The organism is Streptomyces sp. NPDC005799 (genome assembly GCF_040630525.1).
Classification (GTDB): domain Bacteria; phylum Actinomycetota; class Actinomycetes; order Streptomycetales; family Streptomycetaceae; genus Streptomyces; species Streptomyces griseorubiginosus_B.
In genome coordinates this window covers 42115-68908 of sequence record NZ_JBEXXQ010000053.1, presented here as the reverse complement: position 1 = coordinate 68908, position 26794 = coordinate 42115, and the positions used below count along the sequence as shown (strand labels likewise).

Below are 26794 nucleotides of genomic sequence, written 5' to 3'. Positions count from 1 at the left end.
GCCCCTACTCGACGAGCGCATCCGGCTTGCCCTTGCTGCGCGGCCGTTCCTCGACCATCTTGCCCCAGACGATCAACCGGTACTTGCTGGTGAACTCCGGCGTGCAGGTGGTGAGGGTGATGTAGCGGCCGGGCTGGGTGAAACCGGACCCCTTGGGGATGGGGTCGATCACGCTCGTGTTGCTGGGCGAGGTCACCGGCAGCGTCGAGGTCATCTTGTAGACGTAGTACTCGTCCTGCGTCTCCACGACGACCTCGTCGCCCGGCTTGAGCTTGTTGATGTACCGGAACGGCTCGCCGTGCGTGTTGCGGTGGCCGGCCAGCGCGAAGTTGCCGGTCTTCGCGGACGGCATCGCCGTCTTCAGCTTGCCCTCGCCGTAGTGGCCCACCATGCCCTTGTCGAGCACCTTCTTGTTGCTGACGCCCTCGGCGATCGGCACCACCACGTCCAGCTTGGGGATGTGGAGAATCGCGAAGCCCTGCCCCGGCTCGAACTCCCCGGGCGCGCGCTTTCCCCTGGCCCAGTCGTTCTGCAGGGTGCTGGTCTCCTTGTCGGCCTGCGCGTGGGCGCGGACGTTCGTCCACCACAGTTGGTAGGAGACGAACAGCAGCATCAGGACACCGGTGGTGATGAACAGCTCACCGATCGCCCGGCTCGCGATCACGCCGGCGCTGGGCTTGCGCGCGCGGGCCTGACGCCGGGCCTCCATCCGGGACAGGGGTGCCCGCGCCCCAGACTCACCAGAAGCAGAAGCCTCAGCAGTATCAGGAGTCGCCGGAGCTCCCCCGTGACGCCCGTGACGGCGCTTGGCGGCCTTCCTGCGGGCCGCTCGGCCTCCCGGGGTGACTCCGCCCGCAGCAGCGGCCGTTGAGGCGTCAGACGGCCGCACAGCCGTTATCGACTCGCGGGGCGGCGGCTCCGGGATCCGCAGCGCCACGGTCTCCTCGTCGATCGGCGGCTCGTAGGCCTGCCGCCCCACCGCCCAGTCCTCGAACGCGCCGGAGGCCTCGTGCGGCTCCTGCCCGTACGAGGTGCCGGACTCGCGCTCGGGGCGCAGCGCGGTCACGCCGTGGCCCTGCCCACCACCGGGGCCAGCCCCGCCGACCTCGCCACCGCGCCCTGGTCGCCGCATTCCACCAGCCAGTTGGCCAGCATCCGGTGCCCGTGTTCGGTGAGCACCGACTCGGGATGGAACTGCACGCCCTCGACGGGGAGTTCACGATGCCTGAGGCCCATGATGATCCCGTCGTGGGTGCGCGCGGTGACCTCCAGCTCGGCCGGGACGGTGGGCGGCATCGCCGCCAGCGAGTGGTAGCGGGTCGCGGTGAACGGCGTCGGCAGGCCGGCGAAGACGCCCTTGCCCCCGTGCTCGACCAGCGAGGTCTTGCCGTGCAGCAGCTCCGGGGCGCGGTCCACCACACCGCCGTACGCCACCTGCATGGACTGCATGCCGAGGCAGACACCGAAGACCGGGACGCCGGTCGTGGCGCAGTGGCGCACCATCTCGACGCAGACGCCGGCCTCCTCAGGTGTACCCGGGCCGGGCGAGAGCAGGACGCCGTCGAAGCCGTCCTGGGCGTGTGCGGTCGACACCTCGTCGTTGCGCAGCACCTCGCACTCGGCGCCGAGCTGGTACAGGTACTGGACCAGGTTGAAGACAAAGCTGTCGTAGTTGTCCACGACCAGAATGCGCGCGCTCACTGGTTGTCCACCGTCACATCGTTGAAGGGAAGCAGCGGTTCGGCCCACGGGAAGACGTACTGGAACAGGACGTAGACCACCAGCAGGACCAGCGCGAGCGAGATCAGCGCCTTCACCCACACGTTCCCCGGCAGATGCCGCCAGATCCAGCCGTACATGCCGTCCCTTCCGTTCCACCCACGGCACCAGTCCAACGCCGTACCGTCACCAGACTAACGGCGCAGCGCGACCGGTTTGCCTGCCTCCACAGGCTGTGTGGAGTCCAGGTGCCCCCACACGATCAGGCGGTGGCTGTGCCCCCACTCCGGATCGCACGTGGTCAGCGTGAGATAACGGCCCGGACGCATGTACCCCGACTTACGTGGCACAGGGTCGATCACCTCAACGTCGGTGGGAACGGTTTTGTAGGGGCCTTTGTCGATCCGATACGTGAACCAGGTGGTCCCGTCGGTGAGCACCACGGCGTCGCCCGGCCGGAGCTTCGGGAAGTCCACGAAGGGATCGCCGTACGTGCGACGGTGGCCGGCGACCGCGAAGTTGCCGACCTGGCCGAGCTGCGCGGTGTCCGCGTAGTGCCCGAGGCCCTTCTTCAGGGTGTTCACGGCGGTGTTCTCCAGCACGGGCTTGTTCCACGTGAAACCAAGCCGCGGGATGTACATGATCGCGAAAGGCCTGCCCGGACTGTAGGGCGCCGGTTTCTTGAGCGTGGCCGCGGTGCCGGCCGTCGTCGTGGGGCGCACCGTCTGCTTCGACCACTGGTTGTGCAGCACATCGATCTGGTGGCTCATCGCACCGTCCGCCCGAACACCGGTCCAGAACAGGACATAGGCGACGAAGAGGACTATCAACGCGCCGATGGTGATGCACAGTTCGCTGACGGTCCTGACGACAACGCGCACCGGCAGCTCCCGAGCGGCTCAGTTCACTTCACGGGCTGGGCGTAGTGCAGATCCACTGTGCCCGAGTAGCCGGGAAGAGTCACCGTCCCGTCCTGGGTGACTTTCCAGCCGAGGCCGTACACGTTGACGTACACCATGTAGTTCTGAATCGCCTTCGAGGCCGACATCGCCTGGTTCAGCTTGTCCGGGTCCCCGATCGCCGTGATCTTGTACGGCGGCGAGTAGACCCGGCCCTGGAGGATCAGGGTGTTGCCCACGCAGCGCACCGCACTGGTGGAGATCAGCCGCTGGTCCATGATCTTGATCCCCTTGGCTCCGCCCTGCCACAGGGCGTTCACCACGGCCTGCAGGTCCTGCTGGTGGATGACCAGGTAGTCGGGCTGCGGCTCGGGATAGCCGGGGAGCTTGGCGGTGGCGTTCGGCGGGGCGTCGTTGAGCGTGACGGTGATCGCCCTGCCCTTGAGCTTCTGCGTGCCCGCGCTCTTCTCCAGGCCGGCGAGCTTCTCGTCCTGCGCTTTGGTGCTGCCGTCGTCGCGCTCGGCGAGCGCCTCGACGTCCCCGCGCAGAGAGGCGTTGGACTCGTCCAGTTCCTTGTTCTTGCGGCTGCGCTCCTGGATGAGGTCCGAAAGCTTCAACAAGGACGTGTCCGTACGGATATTGGTGCCCTTGGCCGTATTGAAACTGGTGAAGAAAATGAGCCCCGCGAGGGCGAAGACGGCCACCGTGAGGATCCGCACGGGCCGGAAACGGGGCCCCCGGCCAGGACTGGATCCGGCCTGGGGGGAGTCGGCAGAATTGCTCAACGTACCCTTATCTCCTTCGGCACCGCGGAAGCACTACGCTAACGGACGCCCGGGGGAGCTCTGAGAGTCCCCTTGTACGCTGCCCCGGAGCCAGCCCCAGTTCCCTGCGCGGTCACGCAGCGCATCGACAGGAGAGACCCTCGTGCCGAAGTCACGTATCCGCAAGAAGGCCGACTACACGCCGCCTCCGGCGAAGCAGGCGACCACCCTCAAGCTGAACAGCCGCGGCTGGGTCGCGCCTGTGATGCTGGCCATGTTCGTCATCGGCCTCGCCTGGATCGTCGTCTTCTATGTGACCGACGGTTCACTGCCCATCGACGCGCTGGACAACTGGAACATCGTGGTGGGCTTCGGCTTCATCGCCGCGGGATTCGGCGTCTCCACGCAGTGGAAGTAGCGGTCGACGCGACGGCTACGGCCGGGTGAACCCAGCTCTGCCCACGGCTATCCGCAGAGTTATCCACAGCCCGGAGAAAAAATCCACAGAGCCCCTGGGGATAAAGAACGACGATCTGTGGATAACCCGTCGGGCGTTGACGCCGGTACGACCATCCCATGACTCTTCGCAAGACTGTTCGCCCCCTGCCTGACCTGCGCAAACACGGTCAGTGACAGGGGGCACAGCCGTTCCCGTCCGTCATGCACAAGATCCGCCACCCGCTGTGGACAACCGGGCACGTCAGGTGAGCTGAGCCGTCCTGATCAGGGTCAGGACCACGACAACCACCAGGACGAGAGCACACGTGCCGTACTGCACGAGGGCGCGGTGTCTGCGGGGGGCATGGACCATTCCGTAGCCGGTGATCACACCGGCGACCAGACCACCGATGTGGGCCTGCCAGGAGATACCGCCCCAGCCGAAGGTGATGACCAGGTTGATCGCCAGCAGGGCGAGGATCGGCCGCATGTCGTAGTTGAGCCGGCGCATCAGCACGGCGGTGGCGCCGAAGAGGCCGAAGATGGCGCCGGAGGCGCCGAGGGTCGCGGTGGTCGGGGAACCCGCCAGATAGGCCAGGGCACTGCCGGCGAGACCCGAGGCGAAGTACACCGCGAGATAGCGGGCACGGCCCAGGGCCGCTTCCAGAGGCCCGCCGAGCCACCACAGGCTCAGCATGTTGAAGGCGATGTGCCACAGCTCCTGGTGCGCGAACATCGAGGTCACCATGCGGTACCACTCACCCGCGGCGACGCCCTGCGTCGCGTGGTACGGCGCCGGGGGCCACTCCCCGATGAGAACCAGGTGGTCCAGCAGCGAGGGCCGGACGTGCACGGCGATGAACACCGCCACATTGATCCCGACAAGGATCTTGGTGAACAGGCGCGGGTCGGCCGCGACGCTGCCGCCGGCGATCGTACGAGGACGGGCCGCGGCCGGCGGATGCCCGGTGCCGGAGTCGCCGCGGGCGCATTCGGGGCACTGGAAGCCGACCGAGGCGTTGACCATGCACTCGGGGCAGATCGGCCGCTCGCAGCGGGTGCAGCGGATGCCGGTCTCGCGGTCCGGGTGGCGGTAGCAGCCGGGCACGCTCGTGGCGTCCTGCGAGCTGCCTGCCGCGTGGTCCATGACATCCCCTAGGTCGTCGTACGGGTGCGTTGCGCAAAAGCACCGCCCCGCCCATCTTTACGGATGAGCGGGGCGTTTGGTTCCTGCCGTGCGGCGACTCAGCCCTCGCGCGTCTCGACGACGACCGACTCGATGACGACGTCGTTGACCGGGCGGTCGGTGCGCGGGTTGGTCTGGGCGGTGGCGATGGCGTCCACGACCTTCTGGCTGGCCGCGTCGGTGACCTCGCCGAAGATGGTGTGCTTGCGGTTCAGCCACGTCGTGGGGGCGACGGTGATGAAGAACTGCGAGCCGTTGGTGCCCGGACCCGCGTTGGCCATGGCCAGCAGGTACGGCTTGTTGAAGGACAGGTCCGGGTGGAACTCGTCCTCGAACTGGTAACCGGGACCGCCGGTGCCGTTGCCCAGCGGGTCACCGCCCTGAATCATGAAACCGCTGATCACCCGGTGGAAGACCGTGCCGTCGTAGAGCCTGTCCGTGGACTTGGCGCCGGTGGCGGGGTTGACCCACTCACGCTCGCCCTGGGCGAGCTCGACGAAGTTCCGGACCGTCTTGGGGGCGTGGTTCGGCAGGAGCCGGACGTCGATGTCGCCGTGGTTGGTCTTCAGGGTGGCGTAAAGCTGCTCAGCCACGATCTGCCTTCCGTTGTCTTTCCGTAACCCCCCGATCCTCGCACGGTACCCGCCCCTCGTCGTCCGGCACCCGCTTCTCGGCGCGGATCCCGGGTAACCGGATGCGGAAAACCGGTCTTGTACCCCCCGGTACCGGAGCGAAGGGCGGCGATCCGTGGCATTGTCGACGACAAGCTCTCGTTGCCCCGTATTCATCCTCAGATGACCCGGATGCCCGCCCTCGCATGCCTGAGGGTTCGTTGACAGGCATGATCCGTAAAAGGGTGGAAAGTCGAAATACCGTACGCCACCGAGGAGGAGGAACCCGTGACCCGCATCGACAGCGTGCGCGCCGCGACCGGTTCGGCGAAGGACAGCGTGCTGCACGCCGCGGAAGTGGTGGCGCCCTACGCCGACACGGCCAAGGACAGGGCCGCGCACTACGCACACGAGGCACGCGTACGGCTTGCGCCGAAGGTGTCCCTGGCGGCCGACCAGGCACGCGTCCAGTACGACGCCCTTGTCGCGCCGCGCCTGGAACAGGCCCGCACCCATGTGCCGCCGAAGGTCGACCAGGCCGCCCATGAGGCCGCCGTCCGTACCCGCAAGGCGGCCCGGCAGGCCGCCGACTACTCACGGCCGAGGATCGAGCAGGCGGTCGCCGTGGCCGGGCCCGTCGCGGACGAGGCCGCCGCGCGCGGTGCCGCCGCGCTGGCCGCGCTGCGCGGCCAGGTCTCGGCGCAGGAGATCCAGAAGCTGGTCCGCAGGCAGGAGCGGCGGGCTCGGGCCGGCCGCGCGGCCAGGATGCTGCTGGTGATCGGCGCGGTCGCGGGCGGTGCCTTCGCCGCCTGGAAGTGGTGGGACAAGCAGGCCAACCCGGACTGGCTGGTCGAGCCGCCCGCCGCCACCGAGGTGCCCGAGACGAGCCGGCTGACGTCCGTGGACGGCAGCGGACAGTCGGTGCTCGACCCCGAGGTCCAGGCGAAGGAGGCCGAGGAGGAGGCCGCCAAGCACGACGAGGGCCACTGACCTCCGAGGCGCCCGGCCACCCCCGTGGGGGGGGGGGGGGGGGGGGGGGGGCCGCCCCCCCCCCCCCCCCCCCCCCCCCCCCCCCCCCCCCACGATTTTTAAAACCCCCCGAGGGGGCGGGCGGGGGGGGGGGGCGGCGCCCGCCCCCGCCCCCCCGGCCGGCGCCCCCGGCCCCGGGCGCGCCCCCCCCCCCGGGGGGGGGGGGGGGCCCCCCCCCCCCCCCCCCCCCACGACTGTCTCCCCTGTCTCCACCGCGGACGATGACGTTTGCAACGCCCCGTATGTGCGGACCCTGTGCGGACTCTCTTTACGGAGTGCGTCCTTCTGATTACCGCGATTCCCTTCGCGCCAGCTCAGGGCAAGGGCTCTCTACCCGCGTCCACCGCCCCCTGTGCCGCACGGGCCGCCGCGGTGACCGCCCATGGATCTTGACGAATGCTCATCTTTGCGCAAACTTTTGCAATGCCATCGAGAAGAGGGCGCCCCGGTGATGCAGGTCACCAGCCGAGGAGAGCCGGGAATCACTCCTTGAACCCTGCCGGGGGGACGCGATCACAGGGCACTGGCGCGGCATGGGAACGCGGCCGACGTCGAGGAAGGGTGCCCGCAGCGACGGCGGGCGGCGAACGGCCGGACGGCAGCCTCCGCCCGGTGACGGCCCCGGAGCGTCCTGCGGGCCGTTCCAACGTCGCGGCCAGCGGCATGAAAAGACCCCTCCGACCATGTTTCTCCAGGTCAGAGGGGTTTCGATGTGGAGCCTAGGGGAGTCGAACCCCTGACATCTGCCATGCAAAGACAGCGCTCTACCAACTGAGCTAAGGCCCCGGAAGTGGTGCGTCCCATCGGAAGAACCGCGTACCGACGGGCGCCGGAGACCAGAGTACCGGGTCATCCCGGGGATCTCGCAAAAAGATTGGGGGTCCCCGCAGACGACCACTCTCCGTAAGATGCTCGGCGTGGTTCGCTACAGCGAACCACCGTACTTGGGGAAGCGATGGGGAGACGCAATGGACGCCGCACAGCAGGAAGCCACCGCAAGAGCGCGGGAACTGCAGCGGAACTGGTACGGGGAGCCACTGGGGGCGCTCTTCCGTAAGCTCATAGACGATCTCGGCCTCAACCAGGCTCGTCTCGCGGGGGTTCTGGGCCTGTCCGCTCCGATGCTGTCACAGCTGATGAGCGGTCAGCGGGCGAAGATCGGCAATCCCGCTGTCGTACAGCGGGTGCAGCTGCTGCAGGACCTGGCGGGGCAGGTCGCGGACGGCAGTGTCAGCGCGGCGGAGGCCACCGACCGCATGGAGGAGATCAAGAAGTCTCAGGGGGGATCTGTGCTCAGCAACACCACGACCACGACCAGCAGTTCGGGAGCGCCGACCGTCAAGCGGGTGGTCCGCGAGATCCAGTCGCTGCTGCGGTCCGTGGCGGCCGCGGGCGACATCATCGAGGCCGCGGACACCCTCGCCCCGAGCCACCCGGAACTGGCAGAGTTCCTCCGGGTGTACGGCGCCGGCCGCACCTCCGACGCCGTCGCGCACTACCAGTCCCACCAGAACTGAGCCCGCGGCCCGGTTCGTCGAAGGGGGTTCGGCGGCCGGGCCACGGCAACGAGGGGGAGTCGTATCGCTCATCGAGGGGGAAGCAAGGGGGGTAGCCGAAGGGGGAGGAGCGACGCACAGCCATGGGTGAGGTCTTCGCCGGCCGGTACGAACTGGTCGACCCGATCGGGCGCGGAGGGGTCGGCGCCGTGTGGCGTGCCTGGGACCACCGCCGGCGCCGCTATGTGGCCGCCAAGGTGCTTCAGCAGAGCGACGCGCACTCCCTGCTGCGGTTCGTCCGTGAGCAGGCTCTGCGGATCGATCACCCCCATGTGCTCGCGCCCGCCAGTTGGGCCGCCGACGACGACAAGGTCCTGTTCACCATGGACCTGGTCGCCGGCGGCTCGCTGGTCCATCTGATCGGCGACTACGGTCCCCTGCCGCCCGCGTTCGTCTGCACGCTCCTCGATCAGCTGCTGTCGGGGCTGGCCGCGGTGCACGCCGAGGACGTGGTGCACCGGGACATCAAACCCGCCAACGTGCTGCTCGAGGCCACCGGTACGGGCCGGCCGCGGCTGCGGCTGTCGGACTTCGGCATCGCCATGCGGCTGGGTGAGCCGCGGCTGACGGAGACCAACCTCGTGGTGGGAACGCCCGGTTATCTCGCGCCCGAGCAGATGATGGGTGCGGAACCGGACTTCCCCGCGGACCTGTTCGCCGTCGGTCTGGTCGCGCTGTATCTGCTGGAGGGCGCCAAGCCGGACACCAAGGCGCTCGTGCAGTACTTCGCGGCGCACGGGACACCGAGCGCGCCCAAGAGCGTTCCCGAGCCGCTGTGGCAGGTCGTGGCGACGCTGCTGCAGCCCGACCCGCAGGCGCGGTTCAAGACCGCCACGGGGGCGCGCAAGGCGCTTGCCGCGGCCAGGGAACTGCTGCCGGAGCCCGGTCCCGACGACGAGCTGATCGAGATCTTCGACCAGATCGGGCCGCTGCCACCGGGGTTCGCCGCCGAAGGGCCCCTGAAACCGGCGCCCGGAGTCGAGGTCAGGGCGAGCGCCTCCTCTGGCGATTCGTCGTCCACCTCCGGCACGGGTTCTCGGTCCTCCGAGTCCGGCGCGGGTTCTCTGCCGTTCGGGCCGGGCGCAGGATCCGTGCCGTCCAGCTCCGGCGCGGGTTCTCTGCCGTTCGGAGCGGATACCGGCTCCGTGCCGTCCGGCCCCGGTACAGATTCCATGCCGTACGGCTCCGGCGCAGACTCCGGGCCGCCTCCTGTCCGTACAACCGCCGTACCGTCCGCCGGCGTTGCTCCACCCGTCGACCCGCGCCGGGACACCGGCTCCCAGCCGCAATCGGCCGTCCCCGCTCAGCCGCCCGGCATGTCGGACACCGGCAGCTTCCATCTGCCGCCGCCCCAGGCCACCGTCACCTCCGCCGCTTCCCCCCGAACTCCCGCTCCGCAGACGCCGGCCGCCCCGCAGCCACCGCCCCACATACAGGCACAGGCACAGGCGCAGGGCCAGACACCTCAGGGCGGTCAGCCCTACCCCGCCTACGTCTCCCCCCACGACCCCACGCACGTCCTGTCCTCCCCCCGTGCCGTACCTCCGGCTCCGCACCAGCGCGACGATGCCTCTACTGCTTCGTACACCGCTCAAGACCGGCAGGTTCCACCTCCCGCGCAGGAAATCGCTCCGCACCTGGTCAACGGCCTCACCCAGGACACCGCGCGCCGCGGCCACCGGGCCGCACGCCGAACCCGCCGCCCCGGCGGCCCGCCCGTCAAGGTGGTCCTGCCCCTCCTGCTGTTCGCCCTGGTCAGCTACGCGGTCGGCTTCTGGGCCCTGACCCGCGTCTGACGCCTCACGAGGCCCCAACCCTCCGTCGCCCCACGACCGTCCACACCCCGAGCACCACCAGCACCACTGTCCCCGCGCCGAGGCCACCCGCGGCGAGTGCCTTCATCGCGGAATCGCCGCCCGCGCCACTCCCGCCCTCCCCGGCGGCTGCGCGGTCCTGGGCCGTGACGCCGAAGACGTTCTGCGGGACCGACTGCCCGGCGTACCCCGGGCCGTCCTGGGCCGCGCCCGTGACCCGGACCCGCAGTGTCAGCCCGAACGGCCCGGTGCCGAAGTCATCGGCCACTGCGGTGGAGAGGTGGATCGCGAGGTAGTACCAGCCGGCGAAGCGCATGCCGTTGACCTGGTCGGTGGGCGCGTAGCGGTTGGCGTAGGCGACGGGCGGCACCGGGGCCAGGGAGGCCGTGTTCTGGCTGCCGTCGTAGCCGATCTCGATGTCCTCGACGTCGGCGCGCACGGGGTTGTAGAGGGTCATCTGCAGCGCGCCGACCGCATAACCGCTGCTGTCGCCGCCGTCGTGGCTGCCCAGCTCCGCCACGGCGGACGGCTGCTGGCCCCAGTCGACGGGGACCTTGTAGAAGAGCGTCTGCCCGGGCGAGATGCCGGCGCGCCAGACACCCTGCTTCACCGAGGCTGCGCGGGCGAACCCGGCGCCGCCCTGGCGCGTGGTGGCCTCGCCGGTGAGCGGGGAGGGGGTGGCGGAGTTCCAGGTCGTGGGCGCGCTGGTCGCGTCGGTCCGGCCGAGGCGCGGCTCGGTCGCGGTGGCGAGTTCCAGGTCCCAGGTGCCGGAGGTCGAGCCGTCGGCGTCGGCGCGCTCGACGACCACGTAGTACGGGCCGCCGCCCTCGCACAGGGGCATGCGCGGGGACGTCGTCCGCGCGCCCCAGGCCGTGATGGGATGCGGACTGCCGGTGATCCCGAAGTTGGCGCTCTCGTAGGAGCAGGAGTTGCCCTGGGAGTTCTGCACCGAGACTTTGATGCCGTCGTTCACGGAGAGCTTGCCGCTGCCGCGCGGTACGGCGGTGACGGCGACGTAGGCGCTGGTGGAGGCGTCGGGTTCGAGGCGGTAGTACAGCTTCGCGCCTTTGGCGAGGGAGCTGCGGTAGCTCCTGCCGGCGTCGAGGAGGGCGGCGTCCGTGGTGCCCGCCGCGCCCGTGACGGTCCGGGCGTCCGCCGCGAACGCGTAAGAGGAGTCCGCCGCCGAAGCCGGCCCCGCCGTCAGCGCCGCCGAGACGCTCAGCACCGCTCCGGCGGCCGCCACGCGCGCGTGTACCAAAGGTCTGCCGTGCCCCGGTCTCGAGCGCCACCACCCCGTACGCCGCCCCATCACGTGCCACCCCTCGTCGTTGCCCGGACCGTGGGACCGTCGCCCATCCTGCCCCGGGAGGCGGCGCGTCATCCGGGCAACGCAAAACCCCGACCGTTCTGACGGCCGGGGTTTTTCAGAATCGGATGTCAGTGCTCACGAACCCGTGGGCACGGAGTCAGTCGCCTCCGTCCACAGATCCTGCTCGGCGCGATCCGCCTGGATCTGGCGGTACACGAGGAGCCCGCCGATGGCGGCCAGTGCGACCAGGAGAAGCTTCTTCACCGCGCGACCTCGTCTTTCCTTGACGTAGGGGACCTCTGGCGCCCGACTATACACACCGACCGATACCGATCGGTGACCTGCGTCCGGCCTCAACTCCCGGTCCCGATACCGCAGTAGAACCGGAGTCGACCGCTCCGATCTGAGGGTGATCACACCTCCACGGACAGCGACTTTGGTCCCTCTTAGGGGACTCTTCTCCACTTTTCTGGCTGTTTGCACCCATCCGGGTGGTGTTCATCCGAAGATCGACGCGCCAGGGGCGTCGGTCCACCACTTCCCGGCCCCCATACACATCATGAGGAAAGTACGCAAATCGCCCAACCCGAAAGTGAGGGGCCATGGCCCGGAACCAGGTCATGAAGCTGTGGACCACCATCGTCACCGTCTTCCTCGCGCTGTGTGCGGCGCTCGGACTCGCCACCTCGACCGCCACCGCGGCCGTAGCGCAGACCGAGGCGACCGGCAACAGCACGAGCGGCACCGCGCACCCCGTGACGATGCCGACACCGTCCCAGCACTGGTCCTGGCTCTTCGCACGAGCCCTGCCCCCCACGATGAAGCAGCGCATCCGGGCCGAGGCCCATGGCAAGTCCCCGAGCTGCCGCCACCGTCCCCGCACGGACGCCGACGCGAGCGCGGAGACCCTTCTGCCCGAACAGGCCACCCCCCTCTGCGCCCCGGCGGACCTCGCCACGGCTCCCCTTCAGCGCTGAGACACGCTCCTCTTCGCTGCCGGCCGATCGTCTTCGATCCCGGCCGACCCTCCTCAGCACCGAGCCTCTTCAGCACTGAGATTCAACGCCTCTCCTCCCTCCCCGACGCACCCGACGTAACGGCGAACTTGCGTACACACAACCGCCTGTTGAAGACCTCCAGCCGTATGCCGGCCGGAGGTCCTCACGTCGTGGTGCACCCTTGATCGCCCCCTCTGGGCGGCCCGTAGCCTGGGCCCATGCCCCACATCCTCGTCGTCACCGCCGTCCATCCCCCATCGGCCGAGTTATTGGGGGACGCCTACAAGTCTCTGTACGCCCAGGAGCTCCCCGAGGGCTGGGAGTGGCACTGGGTGGTCCAGGAGGACGGCAGGACGGACGCGGTGCGCCCCTGCGTTCCCGACGACGAGCGGGTGACCTTTCTCCAGGGGCGGCCCGGCGGTCCTGGAGTCGCCCGGACCATCGCCCTCGCGCACACCGAGGCCGCGTACGTGAAAGTGCTGGACGCCGACGACCTGCTCACGGCGGGGGCGCTGGCGCGCGACCTGGCGGCTCTCGAGTCCGACCCGACCCTCGGCTGGGCGACGTCACGCGCCCTTGACCTGCTGCCGGACGGTTCGACCGTCGGCTTCGCGGACGACCCCGACGAGGGCCCCGTCGAGCGCGGGACCGTGCTCGACTTCTGGCGGGCGAACGACTTCCGCGCCCAGGTCCACCCCGCGACCCTCTTCGTCCGACGGGACCTGCTGCTGGCGCTCGGCGGGTGGATGGCCCTGCCCGCCTCCGAGGACACAGGACTGCTGCTGGCGCTGAACGGCGTGAGCCGGGGCTGGTTCACCCGCGAGCCGGGGCTGCTCTACCGGAAGTGGGAGGGACAGGTGACCGGGCAGGCGGCGCATGCGGACCCGGCCGAGCGGGCGGCGCGCATGGCGGTGGTGGAGGAGAGGGCGCGGGCTCTCGCCTCCCTGGGCTGGAGCTATTCGGCGTCCTGAGCGCCCTGCGCACGTCCCGCCGACGCGAGCCACTGGGCGAGCCGGCGCACGGTCGCCTCGTCGAGCCGGTCCACGACGCTCTCCACCGCCGCCCAGTCGTCCTGAGTGAGGTCGTAGAGTCCCGCCTTGCCCAGGCCGGCCATGATGACCTGCTGCCGGCGGTCGTCCATGCGCTCCGCGAGCCTGCTCGGCTTCTCCGGGCCCGTGGGAGGAGCCTCGAGCGTCGCGGCGGGCGCCGTCGCCGTGGAGACGTCGTAGCGCTGCCAGGCTCCGTCCTTCGGGCCCCACAGGCTGACCGTCAGGTCCTCTCCACGCGCGCGTACCGTGTGCGCCATCTCGCCGAGGGCGTACTGGACGGGAGCGCGGTGGGGTGATTCCGCGCACGTCCGCCAGGAGGCCGAGGAGGGCCGGTAGGAAAACGCGACCCAGCGCGGGGCACCGGTCGGCTGCGGACTCTCGGGTCGTGTCTCCACGGAATCACCCCTTCGGAGGCTGCACGGCAGGGCGACCATAGCTGACGGACCGTCAGATAACCAGGCCGCCCTTCTGCTGTTCTCTTCACGCCCGGCGTGTCACCCTGCCCGCGCCTGCGGCGCCCACGCGCGGCGAAAGCGGCTTCGGGGGCGGGCAGGACCAGTGCACGTCCTGGACAGGGAGGCGGAGATGAGCGAAGTCGAAGAGGTGGGTACGACGAGGTCCGCGGAGTGGCTCCGCACGGCGCACCGCACCCGCGCGCGGAGCGCGTACGACCGCGCCGTGGCCGCATGCCGACACGCCGGAGTGGACCAGTCCGACGCCGAGTTCGTGCCGAAGAGCCCTGTCGGGCGGGCCGCCCACGCCCTGCGCCTCTGCGCCCAGTCGCTCGACGCGCTCACCGTCGGCACCGCCGACCCGGCCGCCGACGCCCGCTGCGCACGGAACGCGGCCGCCACGGCCGCACTGGCCGCTCAGGTGGCCCAAGCGGCGGACGGTGACGGATCCCTCGCCGCGTTGCGAGCCGCTCTCGCCGCCTCGCGGGCCGCGGCGGTCGCGGCCGGCGGAGTAGCGGCGGGCCGAGACATCGCACTCAATGCGGCTGCCGACGCAGCCGAGGAACTCGCGGTGGTCGCGGCTTCCGAGGTGGGGTGGATGTGAAGCGGGCACCCGGCGCCAGGCCGTGTTTCACGTGAAACATCGGCGGGCGCATCCCCGGATGCCCGCGCCGTTCGGCGCCGGTCCCTCCCCTCGTGGGGACCGGCGCCGAACGCCACGGATCTCTCAGTCGGCCGGGCCGGCGCCGCCCTCCGGATCTCCCGATGAAAGCTGGCCGAGAACCGATGGCGGCATGCGCTGCCCCTCCGAACGCTGAGCCGATGGCCTGCGTGGACGAAGCGTGACAGGTTGGCTACCGGGTCGGGATCCTGCCAGTTCGGTGCGCCGACGAGGAGATTCCGGTCACCATCCGCTCCCTTAAACCGCAGGTCAGCCGTATAAAGTGAGTTTTCCGGTCCGGATGTCAAACGCGGTGGAGGTTAGGGGTGGAGGCCTTGAGTCCCGACTCAGGGGCACGTACAGCCTTCGCGGAACGGCTCGCGCTGCTGTACAAGGAGGCCGGTAATCCTCCCCTCGCGCGGGTCGCCGAGGCGGTCGTACAGCTGCAGCGGGTCGATGAGCGAGGGCGGCCCGTGCGGGTGTCCGCCCAGCGGATCAGTGACTGGCGACGGGCGAAGAACGTGCCGGCCCAGTTCGTCGCCCTCGCCGCGGTACTGCACATCCTGATCCCCCAGGCCCGCCGAGCGCGGCCCGCTCCTGTGTCCGCGGGACTGTACGACATGGCTCAGTGGCAGCGCCTGTGGGAGCGCGCCGTGGCCGACCCGGCCGGGGAGCGGCCCGCCACACCGACAGCCGTGGAGGAAGGGCTGTCGGCCGAGGCTCCCGCCGTCACCGGGGTGTGTCCGTACCGGGGTCTGGCTTCCTATCGCGAGCAGGACGCCCGCTGGTTCTTCGGCCGGGAGCGGAGCACCGAGTCCCTCGTCGACCAGCTCCGCGCGGTGGAGCGGACGGGCGGCCTGATCATGCTCGTCGGCGCTTCCGGGGCGGGGAAGTCCTCTTTGCTGCACGCCGGCCTGGTGCCCGCGCTGCAGAGCGGCGTGCTGAGGGACGAGGGCATCGGTACGACGACGGTGGTCCAGTTCGTGCCGGGGGCGGACCCCCTGGGGGAGCTGACCGGACGGATACCGGAGCTCGCGGACGTCCTCGCCGCGGCGGAGCCGGGGACCGAAGGATTCAGCCGGGACGTGCGAGAGGCCGTCGCGGTCTGGGGCAAGCGAGAGAGCTCCGGCATGAGCCGCCCGGTCGTCATCGTCGACCAGTTCGAGGAGTCCTTCACCCTCTGCACGGACGAAACGGCCCGCCGCATCTTCGTGCAGGCCCTGGACGCCGCCTGCTCACCCGCGGGCCCCGACGAAGCGGCGCCCGTCCTCGTGGTCCTCGGCATCCGCGCCGACTTCTACGAGCAGTGCCTCTCCCATCCCGAACTGGCCGACGCGCTGCAGCACCGGCACATGGTGCTCGGCCCGCTCACCACCACGGAACTGCGCGAGGCGGTCACCGGTCCCGCCAAGGCCGTCGGACTGGAGCTGGAGCCGGGGCTCGCGGAGCTGATCGTCCGCGAGGTGAGCGCCGACGGGCCCCGCGGGGCACATGACGCCGGTGTGCTGCCCCTGCTGTCCCACGCCCTGCTCGCCACCTGGCAACGGCGCAAGGCGGGGCGGCTGACGCTGGCCGGCTACCGGGCGGCCGGCGGCATCCAGGGCGCGGTGGCGGCGACCGCCGAGCGCGCCTGGTCCGGCCTGGACCCGGCGGCCCGAGCGGCCGCGCGACTGCTGCTGCTGAGGCTGGTACGGCTGGGCGAGGACACCCAGGCCACCCGGCGGCGCGGGACGCGGCGCCAGCTGGCGCGGGAGTCGACGGACCCCGAAGCGACGGAGGAGTCGCTCGAGGCTCTGGTGCGCGCCCGGCTGGTGACCCTGGACGCGGAGACCGTCGAGATCACCCATGAGGCGCTGCTGCACGCCTGGCCGCGGCTGCGGGACTGGATCGACGAGGACAGGAACGGCAACCTGCTGCGCCAGCAGCTGGAGGAGGACGGCCGGGCCTGGGAGGGCTCCGCCCGGGACTCCTCGCTGCTGTACCGGGGCTCCCGGCTGGAGCAGGCCCGCGGCTGGGCCAGATCGGCGGGTGACACGTTCCTGACCCGCAGCGCGGTGGACTTCCTCGCCGCCTCCGTGCGGCTGCGCAAGCGCACCCTGCTGATCAGCCGCGCCGCCGTCTCGGCGCTGGTCGTGCTCGCCGTCGTCGCCGTCGGCTCCGCCGTCGTAGCCCGGCAGCAGCGCGACGACGCCGTCTTCCAGCAGGTGCTCGCCGAGGCCGACCGCGTCCAGGCCACGGACCCCTCGCTGTCGGCCCAGCTCGACCTGGTCGCCCACCGGCTGCGCGGAAATGACGAGGGCACGCGCAATCGCCTGATCTCCATCGTGAACGCGCCCCTGGCCACACCGCTCCTCGGCCACACCGGCGCCGTCTACCTGACCACCTTCAGCCCGGACGGACGGCACCTGGCCACCGCCAGTTACGACCACACGGTCCGGTTGTGGGACGTCAGCGACCGGACCCGGCCCAAGCCACTGGGCAAGCCCCTCACCGGCCACACGAGCTGGGTGAGCAGCGCCGTCTTCAGCCCGGACGGCCGCACCCTGGCAAGTGCCGGGGACGACGGCACCGTACGGCTGTGGGACGTCAGCGACCCGCGCCATCCGCACTCCCTGGGCCCGCCGCTGACGGGTCACGACGGCACGATCTTCCTGGCCGCCTTCAGCCCCGACGGGCACACGCTCGCCACCGCCGACGAGGACCACACCGTACGGCTGTGGAACGTGACCGACCCTCACCGCCCCGTCTCGCTCACCACGCTCAAGGGGCACACCGACGCGGTTCGTTCGATCGCGTTCAGCCGGGACGGCAGGACCCTGGCGTCCGGCGGCGACGACGACACGGTCCGCCTGTGGGACGTCAGCGACCCGCGGGATCCGCGCTCCGTGGGCACGCCCCTCACCGGGCACACCCAGACCGTGCACTCCGTCGCCTTCAGCCCCGACGGCAGGACGCTCGCCAGCGGCAGTTCGGACGACACGGTCCGGATGTGGAACGTCGCCGACCGGGAGCACCCGAGCTCCCTCGGTGAGCCTCTGATCGGTCACACCGGCCCTGTGTGGTCCGTGGCCTTCAGCCCGGACGGCTCGATGATCGCGGCGGGCAGCGCGGACAGCACGGCGAGCCTGTGGAACGTCAGCAATCCCGCCTACCCCTCGCAGGTCGGTGAGCGGCTCGCGGGCAGCAGCGGTGAGATGTACGCCGTCGGCTTCAGCCCCGATGGGCGGACGCTGGCCACCGGCAGCGGGGACAGCAAGGTCCGTCTGTGGTCGATACCGGCGTCGGACATGATCGGCCGGATCGGGGCGTTCAGCCGGGACGGGAAGGTCCTCGCCACCGCCGCGGAGGACGGCAGGATCCGGCTGTGGAACGTGACGGAGCCGGCGCGCCCCGTGGCGCTGGGCGAGCCCTTCGCGACCAAGGACCGCACCCCCCGCTCGATGGTGTTCTCCCCCGACGACCGCACGCTCATCGCGCTGACGGGAACCACGAACTCGGTCCAGCTGTGGAACGTCGCCGATCCCGCGCACCCCGTCCCGTACGGCCCGGCCGTCGAACTGCTGACCCGGTACGCCGGCGCCGACGCGCTCGGCCTCAGCCCCGACGGGCGCACGCTGGCGGTCGACCACGACGACCGGACCATCCAGTTGCTCGACATCGGCGACCCGGCCCGCCCCCGCCGACTGGGCAAGCCCCTCACCGGCCACACCGGCTACGTCAACGCCCTCGCCTACAGCCCCGACGGCCGCACCCTCGCCAGCGGCAGCGCGGACGGCACCGTACGGCTGTGGAACGTCACCGACCCCCGGCGGCCGCGCCTGACGGGCTCTCCGCTCACCGGGCACCTCGGCCCGGTCAACACGCTCGCCTACAGCCCGGACGGCCACACCCTGGCCAGTGGCAGCGACGACGACACCGTCCGCCTGTGGAACGTCACCGACGCGTCCCGGGCAAGGATCCTGGGCTCCCCGCTCACCGGCCACACCGAGGCGGTGGTGTCGCTGACGTTCAGCCGGGACGGCCGCACCCTGGCGAGCGGCGGCAATGACAACACCGTGCGGCTGTGGAACGTCGCCGACCCCTCGGACGCGGCGCCCATCGGCCAGTCGATGAGCCCGAACGCCAAGACCGGCAACTTCCTTGCCTTCAGCCCCAGAAGCCATCTCCTCGGCGTCTCCAGCGGCGCCGACACGGTCCGCCTGTGGAACCTCGACGTCGATGCCGCCGTACGCCACATCTGCTCCACCACCCGGGGCGTGCTCACGCCGCAGAAGTGGCACGAGTACCTGCCGCGGCTCTCGTACGACCCCCCGTGCGCGGAGGACTGACGGCGGAACCCGGTGATCCGGATCACAACTCTCGGTTCGCCCCGAGCAGTTGGCTCCCGCCGGACAACCGACCTTGTTACCCTTGGCCATAGCCCGACCGCTGGTGCATCCCCCGTCGCCAGCGGTCGGGCGTTTTCGTACCCGCCCCGGTCGGTGTCATCCGGGAACGTGTTGATGTCACCCGGAGACGCAAAAGACCCCCGGCCCGTATGGACTGGGGGTCTTTTCGCTGGTGGGGCTAACAGGATTTGAACCTGTGGCCTCATCCTTATCAGGGATGCGCTCTAACCAACTGAGCTATAGCCCCGCCGCGCTCTGCGGTGTGTGTCCCGCGCGCTGACTCCTGAAGATTAGCGCACGACGTGGGCAGTCCCAAAATCGATAGTCCCGCTCCGCGGAGCGGGACCCTCACTCGTCCTCGGCGAGCGTCAGCTCGACGCCTCCGACGAAGCCCGCGGACAGGTTGTAGATGAACGCGCCGAGGGTCGCGAGCGCCGTCGCGAGGACGACGTCGATGACCGCGATGATCGACGTGAACATCAGGACGTGCGGCAGCGACAGGAAGGACTGCAGGTCGAAGCCGTTGGACTCGTTGGAGCCGGTCGCCTCCGAGATGGTGCCGCCGACGGTCGAGAACACGCCCATCGCGTCCATGACCATCCACAGCACGGCGGACGCCACGATCGTGCAGATGCCGAGCGCGATGGAGAGCAGGAAGCTCACCTTCATCACCGACCACGGATCGGCCTTCGCCACGCGCAGACGCGCCTTGCGGATGCGGGGCGTGGTGCGCGCGCCGGTGCGAGGACGTCGTACGGCGCCGGTGGCCGGCTGCGTCTGGCTCGGGTAGGCCTGCGGCGGGTGGTACGGCCCGGCGGGCTGCTGCGGCTGCCGCTCGCCGGGGAGCGGAGAGGCCGGCTGCTGCGGCGGAGCCGGCTGGGCCGGAGGCTGGTGCTTGGCCTGGCCCGCTCCGGCCGGCTGCTGGGCCTGCGCGCCCCGGGTGTCCGTCACAGTTCCCCCCTGTGATCCATGCGCGTCGGCGGAAGGCGGACTGGTCGGTTCCACCTCCACCTTGCGCAGTTGAGTCGTGTGCGGATCGGACGCACGCGCGGCGGAGCCACGGCCGCCGCCGTCCGTTTCCGTACCCGTGGGGGTACCGGCCGATCCGGCGCCCGTGGCTCCGCTCACGATGACTCTCTCCTCGTGCTACTCGGCCGAGGGCGCCTCACCCTCGTCCGTGCCGGTGGTCACGGCACCCTCCGCGGTGTCGTCCACGGCCACGTCGCCGTCGACTTCCTCCGCCTCGCGTCCCGCCTCGGCGTTACGAGCGATGCCGACGACGGCATCGCGCTTGCCCAGGTTGATCAGTTGGACGCCCATGGTGTCACGGCCCGTCTCCCTGACCTCGTTGACTCGCGTACGAATCACACCGCCCGACAGCGTGATGGCGAGGATCTCGTCGGTCTCCTCGACCACCAGCGCGCCGACGAGCGAGCCGCGGTCCTCGACGATCTTGGCGGCCTTGATACCCAGACCGCCGCGACCCTGGACGCGGTACTCGTCGACGGCGGTCCGCTTCGCGTACCCACCGTCTGTGGCAGTGAACACGAACGTACCGGGTCGAACAACATTCATCGAGAGCAGTTGGTCTCCCTCACGGAAACTCATGCCCTTGACACCCGAGGTGGCGCGCCCCATGGGCCTCAGTGCCTCATCGGTGGCGGTGAACCTGATCGACTGTGCCTTCTTGCTGATCAGAAGCAGATCGTCCTCGGCCGAGACGAGTTCGGCACCGATCAGTTCGTCGTCGGAACCGTCCTCCGTCTCACGGAGGTTGATGGCGATGACACCGCCGGAACGGGGCGAATCGTAATCCTTCAGAGGCGTCTTCTTGACCAGACCGCCCTTGGTGGCCAGCACCAGGTAGGGCGCCGCCTCGTAGTCGCGGATGGCGAGGATCTCGGCGATCGCCTCGTCCGGCTGGAAGGCGAGCAGGTTCGCCACGTGCTGGCCGCGCGCGTCACGGCCGGCGTCGGGAAGCTCGTACGCCTTCGCCCGGTAGACCCGCCCCTTGTTGGTGAAGAACAGCAGCCAGTGGTGCGTGGTGGAGACGAAGAAGTGGTCGACGATGTCGTCTTCCTTCAGCTTCGTGCCGCGCACGCCCTTGCCGCCGCGCTTCTGGGCGCGGTAGTCGTCCGTCTTGGTGCGCTTGACGTAGCCGCCGCGCGAGACGGTGACGACGATGTCCTCCTCGGCGATGAGGTCCTCGATGGACATGTCGCCGTCGTAGGGCACCAGCATGGTCTTGCGGTCGTCGCCGTACTTCTCGACGATCGCGGCGAGTTCCTCGCTGACGATGCCGCGCTGGCGGACCGGGGAGGCCAGGATCTGGTTGTACTCGTTGATCTTCGCCTGGAGTTCGTCGTGCTCCTGGACGATCTTCTGCCGTTCCAGGGCCGCGAGCCGGCGCAGCTGCATCTCGAGGATGGCGTTGGCCTGGATCTCGTCGATCTCCAGGAGGTCCATCAGGCCGGTGCGCGCGATCTCGACGGTCTCACTGCGCCGGATCAGCGCGATGACCTCGTCGATGGCGTCCAGGGCCTTGAGCAGGCCGCGCAGGATGTGCGCCCGCTCCTCGGCCTTGCGCAGCCGGAAGCGCGTACGGCGGACGATGACCTCGATCTGGTGCGCCACCCAGTGCCGGATGAACGCGTCCAGCGACAGGGTGCGCGGCACGCCGTCGACCAGCGCCAGCATGTTGGCGCCGAAGTTGGTCTGCAGGTCCGTGTGCTTGTAGAGGTTGTTCAGGACGACCTTGGCGACCGCGTCCCGCTTCAGCACGATGACCAGGCGCTGGCCGGTGCGCGAGGACGTCTCGTCGCGGACGTCCGCGATGCCGCCGACCTTGCCGTCCTTCACCAGGTCGGCGATCTTCTGCGCAAGGTTGTCGGGGTTGACCTGGTAGGGCAGTTCCGTGACCACCAGGCACTGGCGGTTCTGGATCTCCTCGACCTCGACGACCGCGCGCATGGTGATCGAGCCGCGGCCCGTGCGGTAGGCCTCCTCGATGCCCTTGCGGCCCACCACCAGGGCGCCGGTGGGGAAGTCGGGGCCCTTGATGCGCTCGACCAGGGCGTCCAGGAGCTCCTCGTGCGAGGCCTCCGGGTTCTCCAGGTACCACTGGGCGCCGGCCGCGACCTCGCGCAGGTTGTGCGGCGGGATGTTGGTGGCCATGCCGACCGCGATGCCGGCCGAGCCGTTGATCAGCAGGTTCGGGAAACGGGCGGGCAGGACGGTCGGCTCCTGGGAACGGCCGTCGTAGTTGTCCATGAAGTCGACGGTTTCCTCGTCGATGTCACGGACCATCTCCATCGACAGCGGCGCCATCTTGCACTCGGTGTAGCGCATGGCCGCCGCCGGGTCGTTGCCCGGAGAGCCGAAGTTGCCGTTGGAGTCCACCAGCGGCATCCGCATCGACCACGGCTGCGCGAGACGAACCAGCGCGTCGTAGATCGAGGAGTCGCCGTGCGGGTGGTAGCTGCCCATGACGTCGCCGACGACACGGGCGCACTTGTAGAAGCCGCGCTCGGGGCGGTAGCCGCCGTCGTACATGGCGTACAGGACGCGACGGTGGACTGGCTTGAGGCCGTCCCGGACGTCGGGCAGCGCGCGGGACACGATGACGGACATCGCGTAGTCCAGGTACGAGCGCTGCATCTCCGTCTCGAGCCCGACGGGCTCGATGCGCATCACGAGGTCGCCGCCCTCTTCAGGGGTGACAGGAGTGTTCTCGTCGGCCATTGCTGGTGAAGATCCTTCCTGGTGCGGTCAGCTGAGACCGACTCAGATGTCGAGGAAGCGGACGTCCTTGGCGTTGCGCTGGATGAACTGGCGCCGGGCCTCGACGTCCTCGCCCATCAGCACCGAGAACAGGTCGTCGGCCTGGGCGGCGTCGTCGAGGGTGACCTGGCCGAGCACGCGGTGTTCCTGGTCCATGGTCGTCACGCGCAGTTCCTCGGCGTTCATCTCACCGAGGCCCTTGAAGCGCTGGATGGTGTCTTCCTTGATGCGCTTGCCGCGCTGCCGGCCGAGCTCCACCAGGGCGTCGCGCTCGCGGTCGGAGTAGGCGTACTCGACCTCGTCCCGGCCCCACTTGAGCTTGTAGAGCGGGGGACGTGACAGGAACACGTGTCCGGCCTCGACCAGCGGCCGCATGAAGCGGAACAGGAAGGTCAGCAGCAGGGTGCTGATGTGCTGGCCGTCGACGTCGGCGTCCGCCATCAGGATGATCTTGTGATAGCGCAGCTTCTCGATGTCGAAGTCCTCGTGAACTCCGGTGCCGAAGGCCGAGATCAGCGCCTGGATCTCCTGGTTCTGCAGGATCTTGTCGATCCTGGCCTTCTCGACGTTGAGGATCTTGCCGCGGATCGGGAGGATCGCCTGGTACTGCGGGTTGCGGCCGGACTTGGCCGAGCCGCCGGCGGAGTCACCCTCGACGATGAAGATCTCGCACTTGATGGGGTCGTTCGACTGGCAGTCGGAGAGCTTGCCGGGCAGCGACGCCGACTCCAGCAGGCCCTTGCGGCGGGTCAGGTCGCGGGCCTTGCGGGCCGCCACGCGCGCGGTGGCCGCCTGGATGCCCTTGCGGATGATGTCCGCCGCCTCGACCGGGTTGCGGTCCAGCCAGTCGTTGAGGTGCTCGTAGACCGCCCGCTGCACGAAGGTCTTGGCCTCCGTGTTGCCGAGCTTGGTCTTCGTCTGGCCCTCGAACTGCGGCTCGCTCAGCTTCACCGAGATGATCGCGGTCAGACCCTCGCGGATGTCGTCACCCGTGAGGTTGTCGTCCTTCTCGCGCAGCAGCTTCTTGTCGCGCGCGTACTTGTTGATGAGCGAGGTCAGGGCCGCGCGGAAGCCCTCCTCGTGCGTACCGCCCTCGTGCGTGTGGATGATGTTGGCGAAGGAGTACACGCCCTCGCTGTAACCGCTGTTCCACTGCATGGCGACCTCGAGGGACAGGCTCTTGTCCCTGTCCTCGGCCTCGAGGTCGATGACGGTGTTGTGCACCACGTCTCCCTTGCGGGAGTTGAGGTACTTCACGAAGTCGACGATGCCGCCCTCGTAGTGGTACGTGACGGTCTTGACCTCGGCCTTCTCGTCCGCACCGGCCTCGTCGGCACCGGAGGTCGCCTTCGCCGACTCGCGCTCGTCAGTGAGTTTGATCGTCAAACCCTTGTTGAGGAACGCCATCTCCTGGAAGCGCCGCGAGAGCGTCTCGAAGGAGTACTCGGTGGTCTCGAAGATGTCCGGGTCGGCCCAGAAGGTGACCGAGGTGCCGGTCTCCTCGGTGGCCTCGTGCTGGGCCAGCGGCGCCGTCGGGACGCCCATCTTGTAGTCCTGCGTCCACCGGTGGCCGTCGGTCCTCACCTCGACGGCGACCTTCGACGACAGCGCGTTCACGACGGAGACACCCACGCCGTGCAGACCGCCGGAGACCGCGTAGCCGCCGCCGCCGAACTTGCCGCCCGCGTGCAGCACGGTCAGCACGACCTCGAGGGCCGGCTTGCCCTCGGAGGCGACGATGCCCACCGGGATGCCACGGCCGTTGTCGACGACGCGCACGCCGCCGTCCGGGAGGATCGTGACGTCGATGGTGTCCGCATAGCCGGCCAGTGCCTCGTCGACCGAGTTGTCGACGACCTCGTACACGAGGTGGTGCAGCCCCCGCTCACCGGTCGAACCGATGTACATACCGGGGCGCTTGCGGACCGCGTCCAGCCCCTCGAGGACGGTGATGGCGCTGGCGTCGTACGAGGCGGTGGCCTCGCCGTTCGACGAGGTCACCGCGCCGTTCTCGCCGGCGTCGGTGGACGGGATGTTCTCGTTGGGGTTGCCGGAATCGGCCACGAAGCGCCCTTTCTGGCACAGCACGAGCCGGGCTCGTCGGCGGGTTGCCGGAGCGGCTGCGGCATGTTGCGTTGGTAAGCCTTGATCAGCGTTGCTCAGCTTTTCCCGGGCGGTCCCCACGAATGGGGCGGGATTGGCTTCCAGTCTACCGGTAGCGCCGACAGTGATGGGGGTTTGCCGGTACCTGAGTCCTCATGTGGCGCCCTCAACCGGTCTCGTCCGACTCCCCATATGCGGAGCGGGGCTCCAAGAGGCTCAAGCAGGCACTCAGCGCTTTCGGCTGTCAACCCCTGGCTACTTGGGAGTCAGGTCGCGATTCGCAACCGCGTGCGGTGGTACGACAAGGCGCCCCGCGGCGGTACGGCGGCACCGCCGCGGGGCGCCGGATGTGAGGTCTGTCACCCGTAGGTATCGCCGGGTCCGGTGCTGCCCGGGGCGCGCAGGGGGCCGTAGTGACGGGCGGGGCCACTGGGGCCGTTCACCTTGATCACCCTCACCGCTCCGTGCCCCAGGTCCTCGTTGAGCCGGGCGACCAGGGTGGGGGCCAGCAGGCGCAGGTTCGTCGCCCAGGCCGTGGAGTCGCAGCGCACGAAGAGCACCCGCTCGTCCTCGTCGTACTTCTCCGGCTCGCAGTGCTTGGCCACGTCCTCGCCGACGATCTGCGGCCAGCGGCCCATCACCCCGCCCACCGCGGCCGGCGTCTCCCAACCCCGTTCGGTGATCAGCCGGTTGATCGCGGCGCCGAGCGCCATGGGGTCGCGTCCGTCGGCGCGCGCGCCGGAGCGCAGCCCCCCTCGCCGCGCCTGCTTCTTCTGCTGCGCCGCGTCCCCCCGCGCGCGTGCCGCTTCCTTCGCCGCCCTGAGCGCCACGCGCGCGAGGTCGACGCCACTGGGCTCGGCGGCCTTGTCAGGGGTGGGTTCCCGGTCCGTCATACGCGCTCCACCGTCCCGTCCGCCACGGAGAACCGGGTACCCGCCAGCACGTGCGGTACGTCGTCGTCGACGGCGGCCGTCACCAGCACCTGCTCGCCGGGCGCGACCAGCTCGGCCAGCCGTTCCCGGCGGCGGGTGTCCAGCTCGGCGAAGACGTCGTCGAGGACCAGCACCGGTTCGTTGCCCTCGGCGCGCAGCAGGTCGTAGGAGGCCAGGCGCAGTGCCAGCGCGTACGACCAGGACTCGCCGTGCGAGGCGTACCCCTTGGCCGGCAACTGGCCCAGTTTGAGCAGCAGATCGTCCCGGTGCGGTCCCACGAGGGTGACGCCCCGCTCGATCTCCTGCTTGCGTGCCTCGGCGAGCGCCGCCGTCAACTGCTCGCAGAGGTCCTCACGCGTGTGTGCCTCACCGGGCGCCGAGGGCTTGTAGTCGAGGGCGATCGGGCCGCCGCCGGGGGCCAGTTGCTCGTAGGCCTTGTCGGCGAGCGGCTGGAGCGCGGCGATCAGGTCGAGGCGCTGGGCGAGCAACTCGGCGCCCGCGCGGGCGAGATGCTGGTCCCAGACGTCCAGGGTGGACAGGTCCATGGAGCGGCCGCCGTGCCGCCGGGCGAGGGCGGCCGACTTCAGCAGGGTGTTGCGCTGCTTGAGCACCCGCTCGTAGTCGGAGCGGACGCCGGCCATACGCGGGGAACGGGCGGTGACCAGCTCGTCGAGGAAACGACGCCGCTCGCCGGGGTCGCCCTTGACCAGAGCGAGATCCTCGGGCGCGAACAGCACGGTCCGTACGATGCCGAGCACGTCACGGGGTCTGACCTGCGAGGACCTGTTGATGCGGGCCCGGTTGGCCTTGCCCGGGTTCAGCTCCAGCTCGACCAGCTGCTGCCGCTCGCCCTGCCTGACCTGTGCCCGGATCACCGCGCGGTCGGCGCCCATGCGCACCAGGGGGGCGTCGGAGGCGACCCGGTGGCTGCCCAGGGTGGCGAGGTAGCCGACCGCCTCGACGAGGTTGGTCTTGCCCTGGCCGTTGGGACCGACGAAGGCGGTGACGCCCGGGTCGAGCGGGACCTCGACCCGGGCGTACGAGCGGAAGTCGGCCAGCGACAGATGCGTGACGTGCATGGTCGGTCGCCGACCTCCCCCAGGTTG

General features: G+C 69.9%; 23 protein-coding genes and 2 tRNA genes. 8 read left to right on the top strand and 17 right to left on the bottom strand.

The window, feature by feature from the left end; genetic code table 11:
- Nucleotides 1-4: 4 nt before the first annotated feature.
- The 5 genes from ABZ453_RS38825 to ABZ453_RS38805 are packed head-to-tail and all read right to left on the bottom strand — an operon-like array spanning nt 5 to nt 3403.
- On the bottom strand, nt 5-1066 hold the full coding sequence (locus ABZ453_RS38825) for a class E sortase (RefSeq protein ID WP_359022796.1): 1062 nt from the start codon (nt 1064-1066) through the stop codon (nt 5-7).
- A complete protein-coding gene (locus tag ABZ453_RS38820; RefSeq protein ID WP_359022794.1) occupies nt 1063-1701 on the bottom strand; it encodes an aminodeoxychorismate/anthranilate synthase component II in 639 nt (212 codons plus the stop codon). The genes ABZ453_RS38825 and ABZ453_RS38820 overlap by 4 nt, the downstream gene beginning before the upstream one ends.
- On the bottom strand, nt 1698-1859 hold the full coding sequence (locus ABZ453_RS38815; RefSeq protein WP_133048383.1) for a hypothetical protein: 162 nt from the start codon (nt 1857-1859) through the stop codon (nt 1698-1700). The genes ABZ453_RS38820 and ABZ453_RS38815 overlap by 4 nt, the downstream gene beginning before the upstream one ends.
- 54 nt (nt 1860-1913) lie before the next feature.
- Nucleotides 1914-2600, bottom strand: a complete 687-nt coding sequence (locus ABZ453_RS38810; protein ID WP_359022791.1) for a class E sortase — start codon at nt 2598-2600, stop codon at nt 1914-1916.
- Between the two features lie 23 nt (nt 2601-2623).
- Entirely contained in the window at nt 2624-3403 is a 780-nt protein-coding gene (locus ABZ453_RS38805) for a DUF881 domain-containing protein (RefSeq protein WP_359022789.1), read from the bottom strand.
- Between the two features lie 142 nt (nt 3404-3545).
- Here ABZ453_RS38805 and crgA point away from each other — a divergent pair, with 142 nt between their 5' ends.
- Complete coding sequence (crgA, locus tag ABZ453_RS38800; RefSeq protein WP_359022787.1) at nt 3546-3800, top strand: cell division protein CrgA; 255 nt, start codon at nt 3546-3548, stop codon at nt 3798-3800.
- 282 nt (nt 3801-4082) lie between these two features.
- Here crgA and ABZ453_RS38795 read toward each other — a convergent pair whose 3' ends face one another.
- Together ABZ453_RS38795 and ABZ453_RS38790 are read right to left on the bottom strand one after the other, a co-directional pair.
- Nucleotides 4083-4967, bottom strand: coding sequence for a rhomboid family intramembrane serine protease (locus ABZ453_RS38795; protein WP_359022785.1), 885 nt, complete (start codon nt 4965-4967; stop codon nt 4083-4085).
- A 98-nt stretch (nt 4968-5065) separates the two neighbouring features.
- Nucleotides 5066-5599: a peptidylprolyl isomerase gene (locus ABZ453_RS38790; RefSeq protein ID WP_208781654.1), complete on the bottom strand. Its 534-nt coding sequence runs from the start codon at nt 5597-5599 to the stop codon at nt 5066-5068.
- A 306-nt stretch (nt 5600-5905) separates the two neighbouring features.
- Between ABZ453_RS38790 and ABZ453_RS38785 the strand changes: the two genes are divergently transcribed.
- A complete protein-coding gene (locus tag ABZ453_RS38785) occupies nt 5906-6607 on the top strand; it encodes a DUF5324 family protein (RefSeq protein WP_359022782.1) in 702 nt (233 codons plus the stop codon).
- A gap of 752 nt (nt 6608-7359) precedes the next feature.
- On the opposite strand, the gene ABZ453_RS38780 is transcribed toward ABZ453_RS38785, so the two are convergent.
- Nucleotides 7360-7432, bottom strand: a tRNA-Ala gene (locus tag ABZ453_RS38780).
- A gap of 182 nt (nt 7433-7614) precedes the next feature.
- On the opposite strand from ABZ453_RS38780, the gene ABZ453_RS38775 reads away from it, so the two are divergent.
- Both ABZ453_RS38775 and ABZ453_RS38770 read left to right on the top strand, forming a co-directional pair.
- Nucleotides 7615-8163 (top strand): DNA-binding protein, encoded by a 549-nt coding sequence (locus ABZ453_RS38775; protein ID WP_133048376.1) that lies wholly within the window; start codon nt 7615-7617, stop codon nt 8161-8163.
- A gap of 122 nt (nt 8164-8285) precedes the next feature.
- Entirely contained in the window at nt 8286-9998 is a 1713-nt protein-coding gene (locus tag ABZ453_RS38770; RefSeq protein ID WP_359022779.1) for a protein kinase, read from the top strand.
- 4 nt (nt 9999-10002) lie between these two features.
- Here the strand turns inward: ABZ453_RS38770 and ABZ453_RS38765 are convergent, their stop codons facing one another.
- Nucleotides 10003-11259 (bottom strand): hypothetical protein, encoded by a 1257-nt coding sequence (locus ABZ453_RS38765; RefSeq protein WP_359022777.1) that lies wholly within the window; start codon nt 11257-11259, stop codon nt 10003-10005.
- Nucleotides 11260-11460: 201 nt separating this feature from the next.
- Nucleotides 11461-11589 (bottom strand): DLW-39 family protein, encoded by a 129-nt coding sequence (locus ABZ453_RS38760; protein ID WP_003999697.1) that lies wholly within the window; start codon nt 11587-11589, stop codon nt 11461-11463.
- A gap of 338 nt (nt 11590-11927) precedes the next feature.
- Between ABZ453_RS38760 and ABZ453_RS38755 the strand changes: the two genes are divergently transcribed.
- The gene (locus tag ABZ453_RS38755; protein WP_359022775.1) at nt 11928-12302 is read left to right on the top strand and encodes a DUF6344 domain-containing protein; all 375 of its coding nucleotides are present in this window, start codon (nt 11928-11930) and stop codon (nt 12300-12302) included.
- A 239-nt stretch (nt 12303-12541) separates the two neighbouring features.
- Nucleotides 12542-13294 carry a glycosyltransferase gene (locus ABZ453_RS38750; RefSeq protein ID WP_359022773.1) on the top strand — a complete coding sequence of 251 codons (753 nt, stop codon included), beginning with the start codon at nt 12542-12544 and terminating at the stop codon, nt 13292-13294.
- Here ABZ453_RS38750 and ABZ453_RS38745 read toward each other — a convergent pair.
- Nucleotides 13279-13767, bottom strand: a complete 489-nt coding sequence (locus tag ABZ453_RS38745; RefSeq protein ID WP_359022771.1) for a hypothetical protein — start codon at nt 13765-13767, stop codon at nt 13279-13281. The genes ABZ453_RS38750 and ABZ453_RS38745 overlap by 16 nt on opposite strands.
- Nucleotides 13768-13957: 190 nt before the next feature.
- Between ABZ453_RS38745 and ABZ453_RS38740 the strand changes: the two genes are divergently transcribed.
- Both ABZ453_RS38740 and ABZ453_RS38735 read left to right on the top strand, forming a co-directional pair.
- The gene (locus ABZ453_RS38740; protein ID WP_359022769.1) at nt 13958-14428 is read left to right on the top strand and encodes a hypothetical protein; all 471 of its coding nucleotides are present in this window, start codon (nt 13958-13960) and stop codon (nt 14426-14428) included.
- Between the two features lie 383 nt (nt 14429-14811).
- Nucleotides 14812-18813 carry a hypothetical protein gene (locus ABZ453_RS38735; RefSeq protein ID WP_359022767.1) on the top strand — a complete coding sequence of 1334 codons (4002 nt, stop codon included), beginning with the start codon at nt 14812-14814 and terminating at the stop codon, nt 18811-18813.
- A 230-nt stretch (nt 18814-19043) separates the two neighbouring features.
- On the opposite strand, the gene ABZ453_RS38730 is transcribed toward ABZ453_RS38735, so the two are convergent.
- The 6 genes from ABZ453_RS38730 to recF all read right to left on the bottom strand — a co-directional run bounded on the left by ABZ453_RS38730 (nt 19044) and on the right by recF (nt 26767).
- Nucleotides 19044-19120 (bottom strand) — tRNA-Ile (locus ABZ453_RS38730).
- A 101-nt stretch (nt 19121-19221) separates the two neighbouring features.
- On the bottom strand, nt 19222-20001 hold the full coding sequence (locus ABZ453_RS38725) for a DUF3566 domain-containing protein (protein ID WP_359022765.1): 780 nt from the start codon (nt 19999-20001) through the stop codon (nt 19222-19224).
- Between the two features lie 18 nt (nt 20002-20019).
- A complete protein-coding gene (gyrA, locus tag ABZ453_RS38720; RefSeq protein ID WP_359022763.1) occupies nt 20020-22614 on the bottom strand; it encodes a DNA gyrase subunit A in 2595 nt (864 codons plus the stop codon).
- Nucleotides 22615-22656: 42 nt separating this feature from the next.
- Nucleotides 22657-24741 (bottom strand): DNA topoisomerase (ATP-hydrolyzing) subunit B, encoded by a 2085-nt coding sequence (gyrB, locus tag ABZ453_RS38715; RefSeq protein WP_359022761.1) that lies wholly within the window; start codon nt 24739-24741, stop codon nt 22657-22659.
- A 374-nt stretch (nt 24742-25115) separates the two neighbouring features.
- Nucleotides 25116-25649 (bottom strand): DciA family protein, encoded by a 534-nt coding sequence (locus ABZ453_RS38710; protein WP_359022759.1) that lies wholly within the window; start codon nt 25647-25649, stop codon nt 25116-25118.
- The gene (gene recF / locus ABZ453_RS38705) at nt 25646-26767 is read right to left on the bottom strand and encodes a DNA replication/repair protein RecF (RefSeq protein ID WP_359022757.1); all 1122 of its coding nucleotides are present in this window, start codon (nt 26765-26767) and stop codon (nt 25646-25648) included. The genes ABZ453_RS38710 and recF overlap by 4 nt, the downstream gene beginning before the upstream one ends.
- Between the last annotated feature and the right edge of the window lie 27 nt (nt 26768-26794).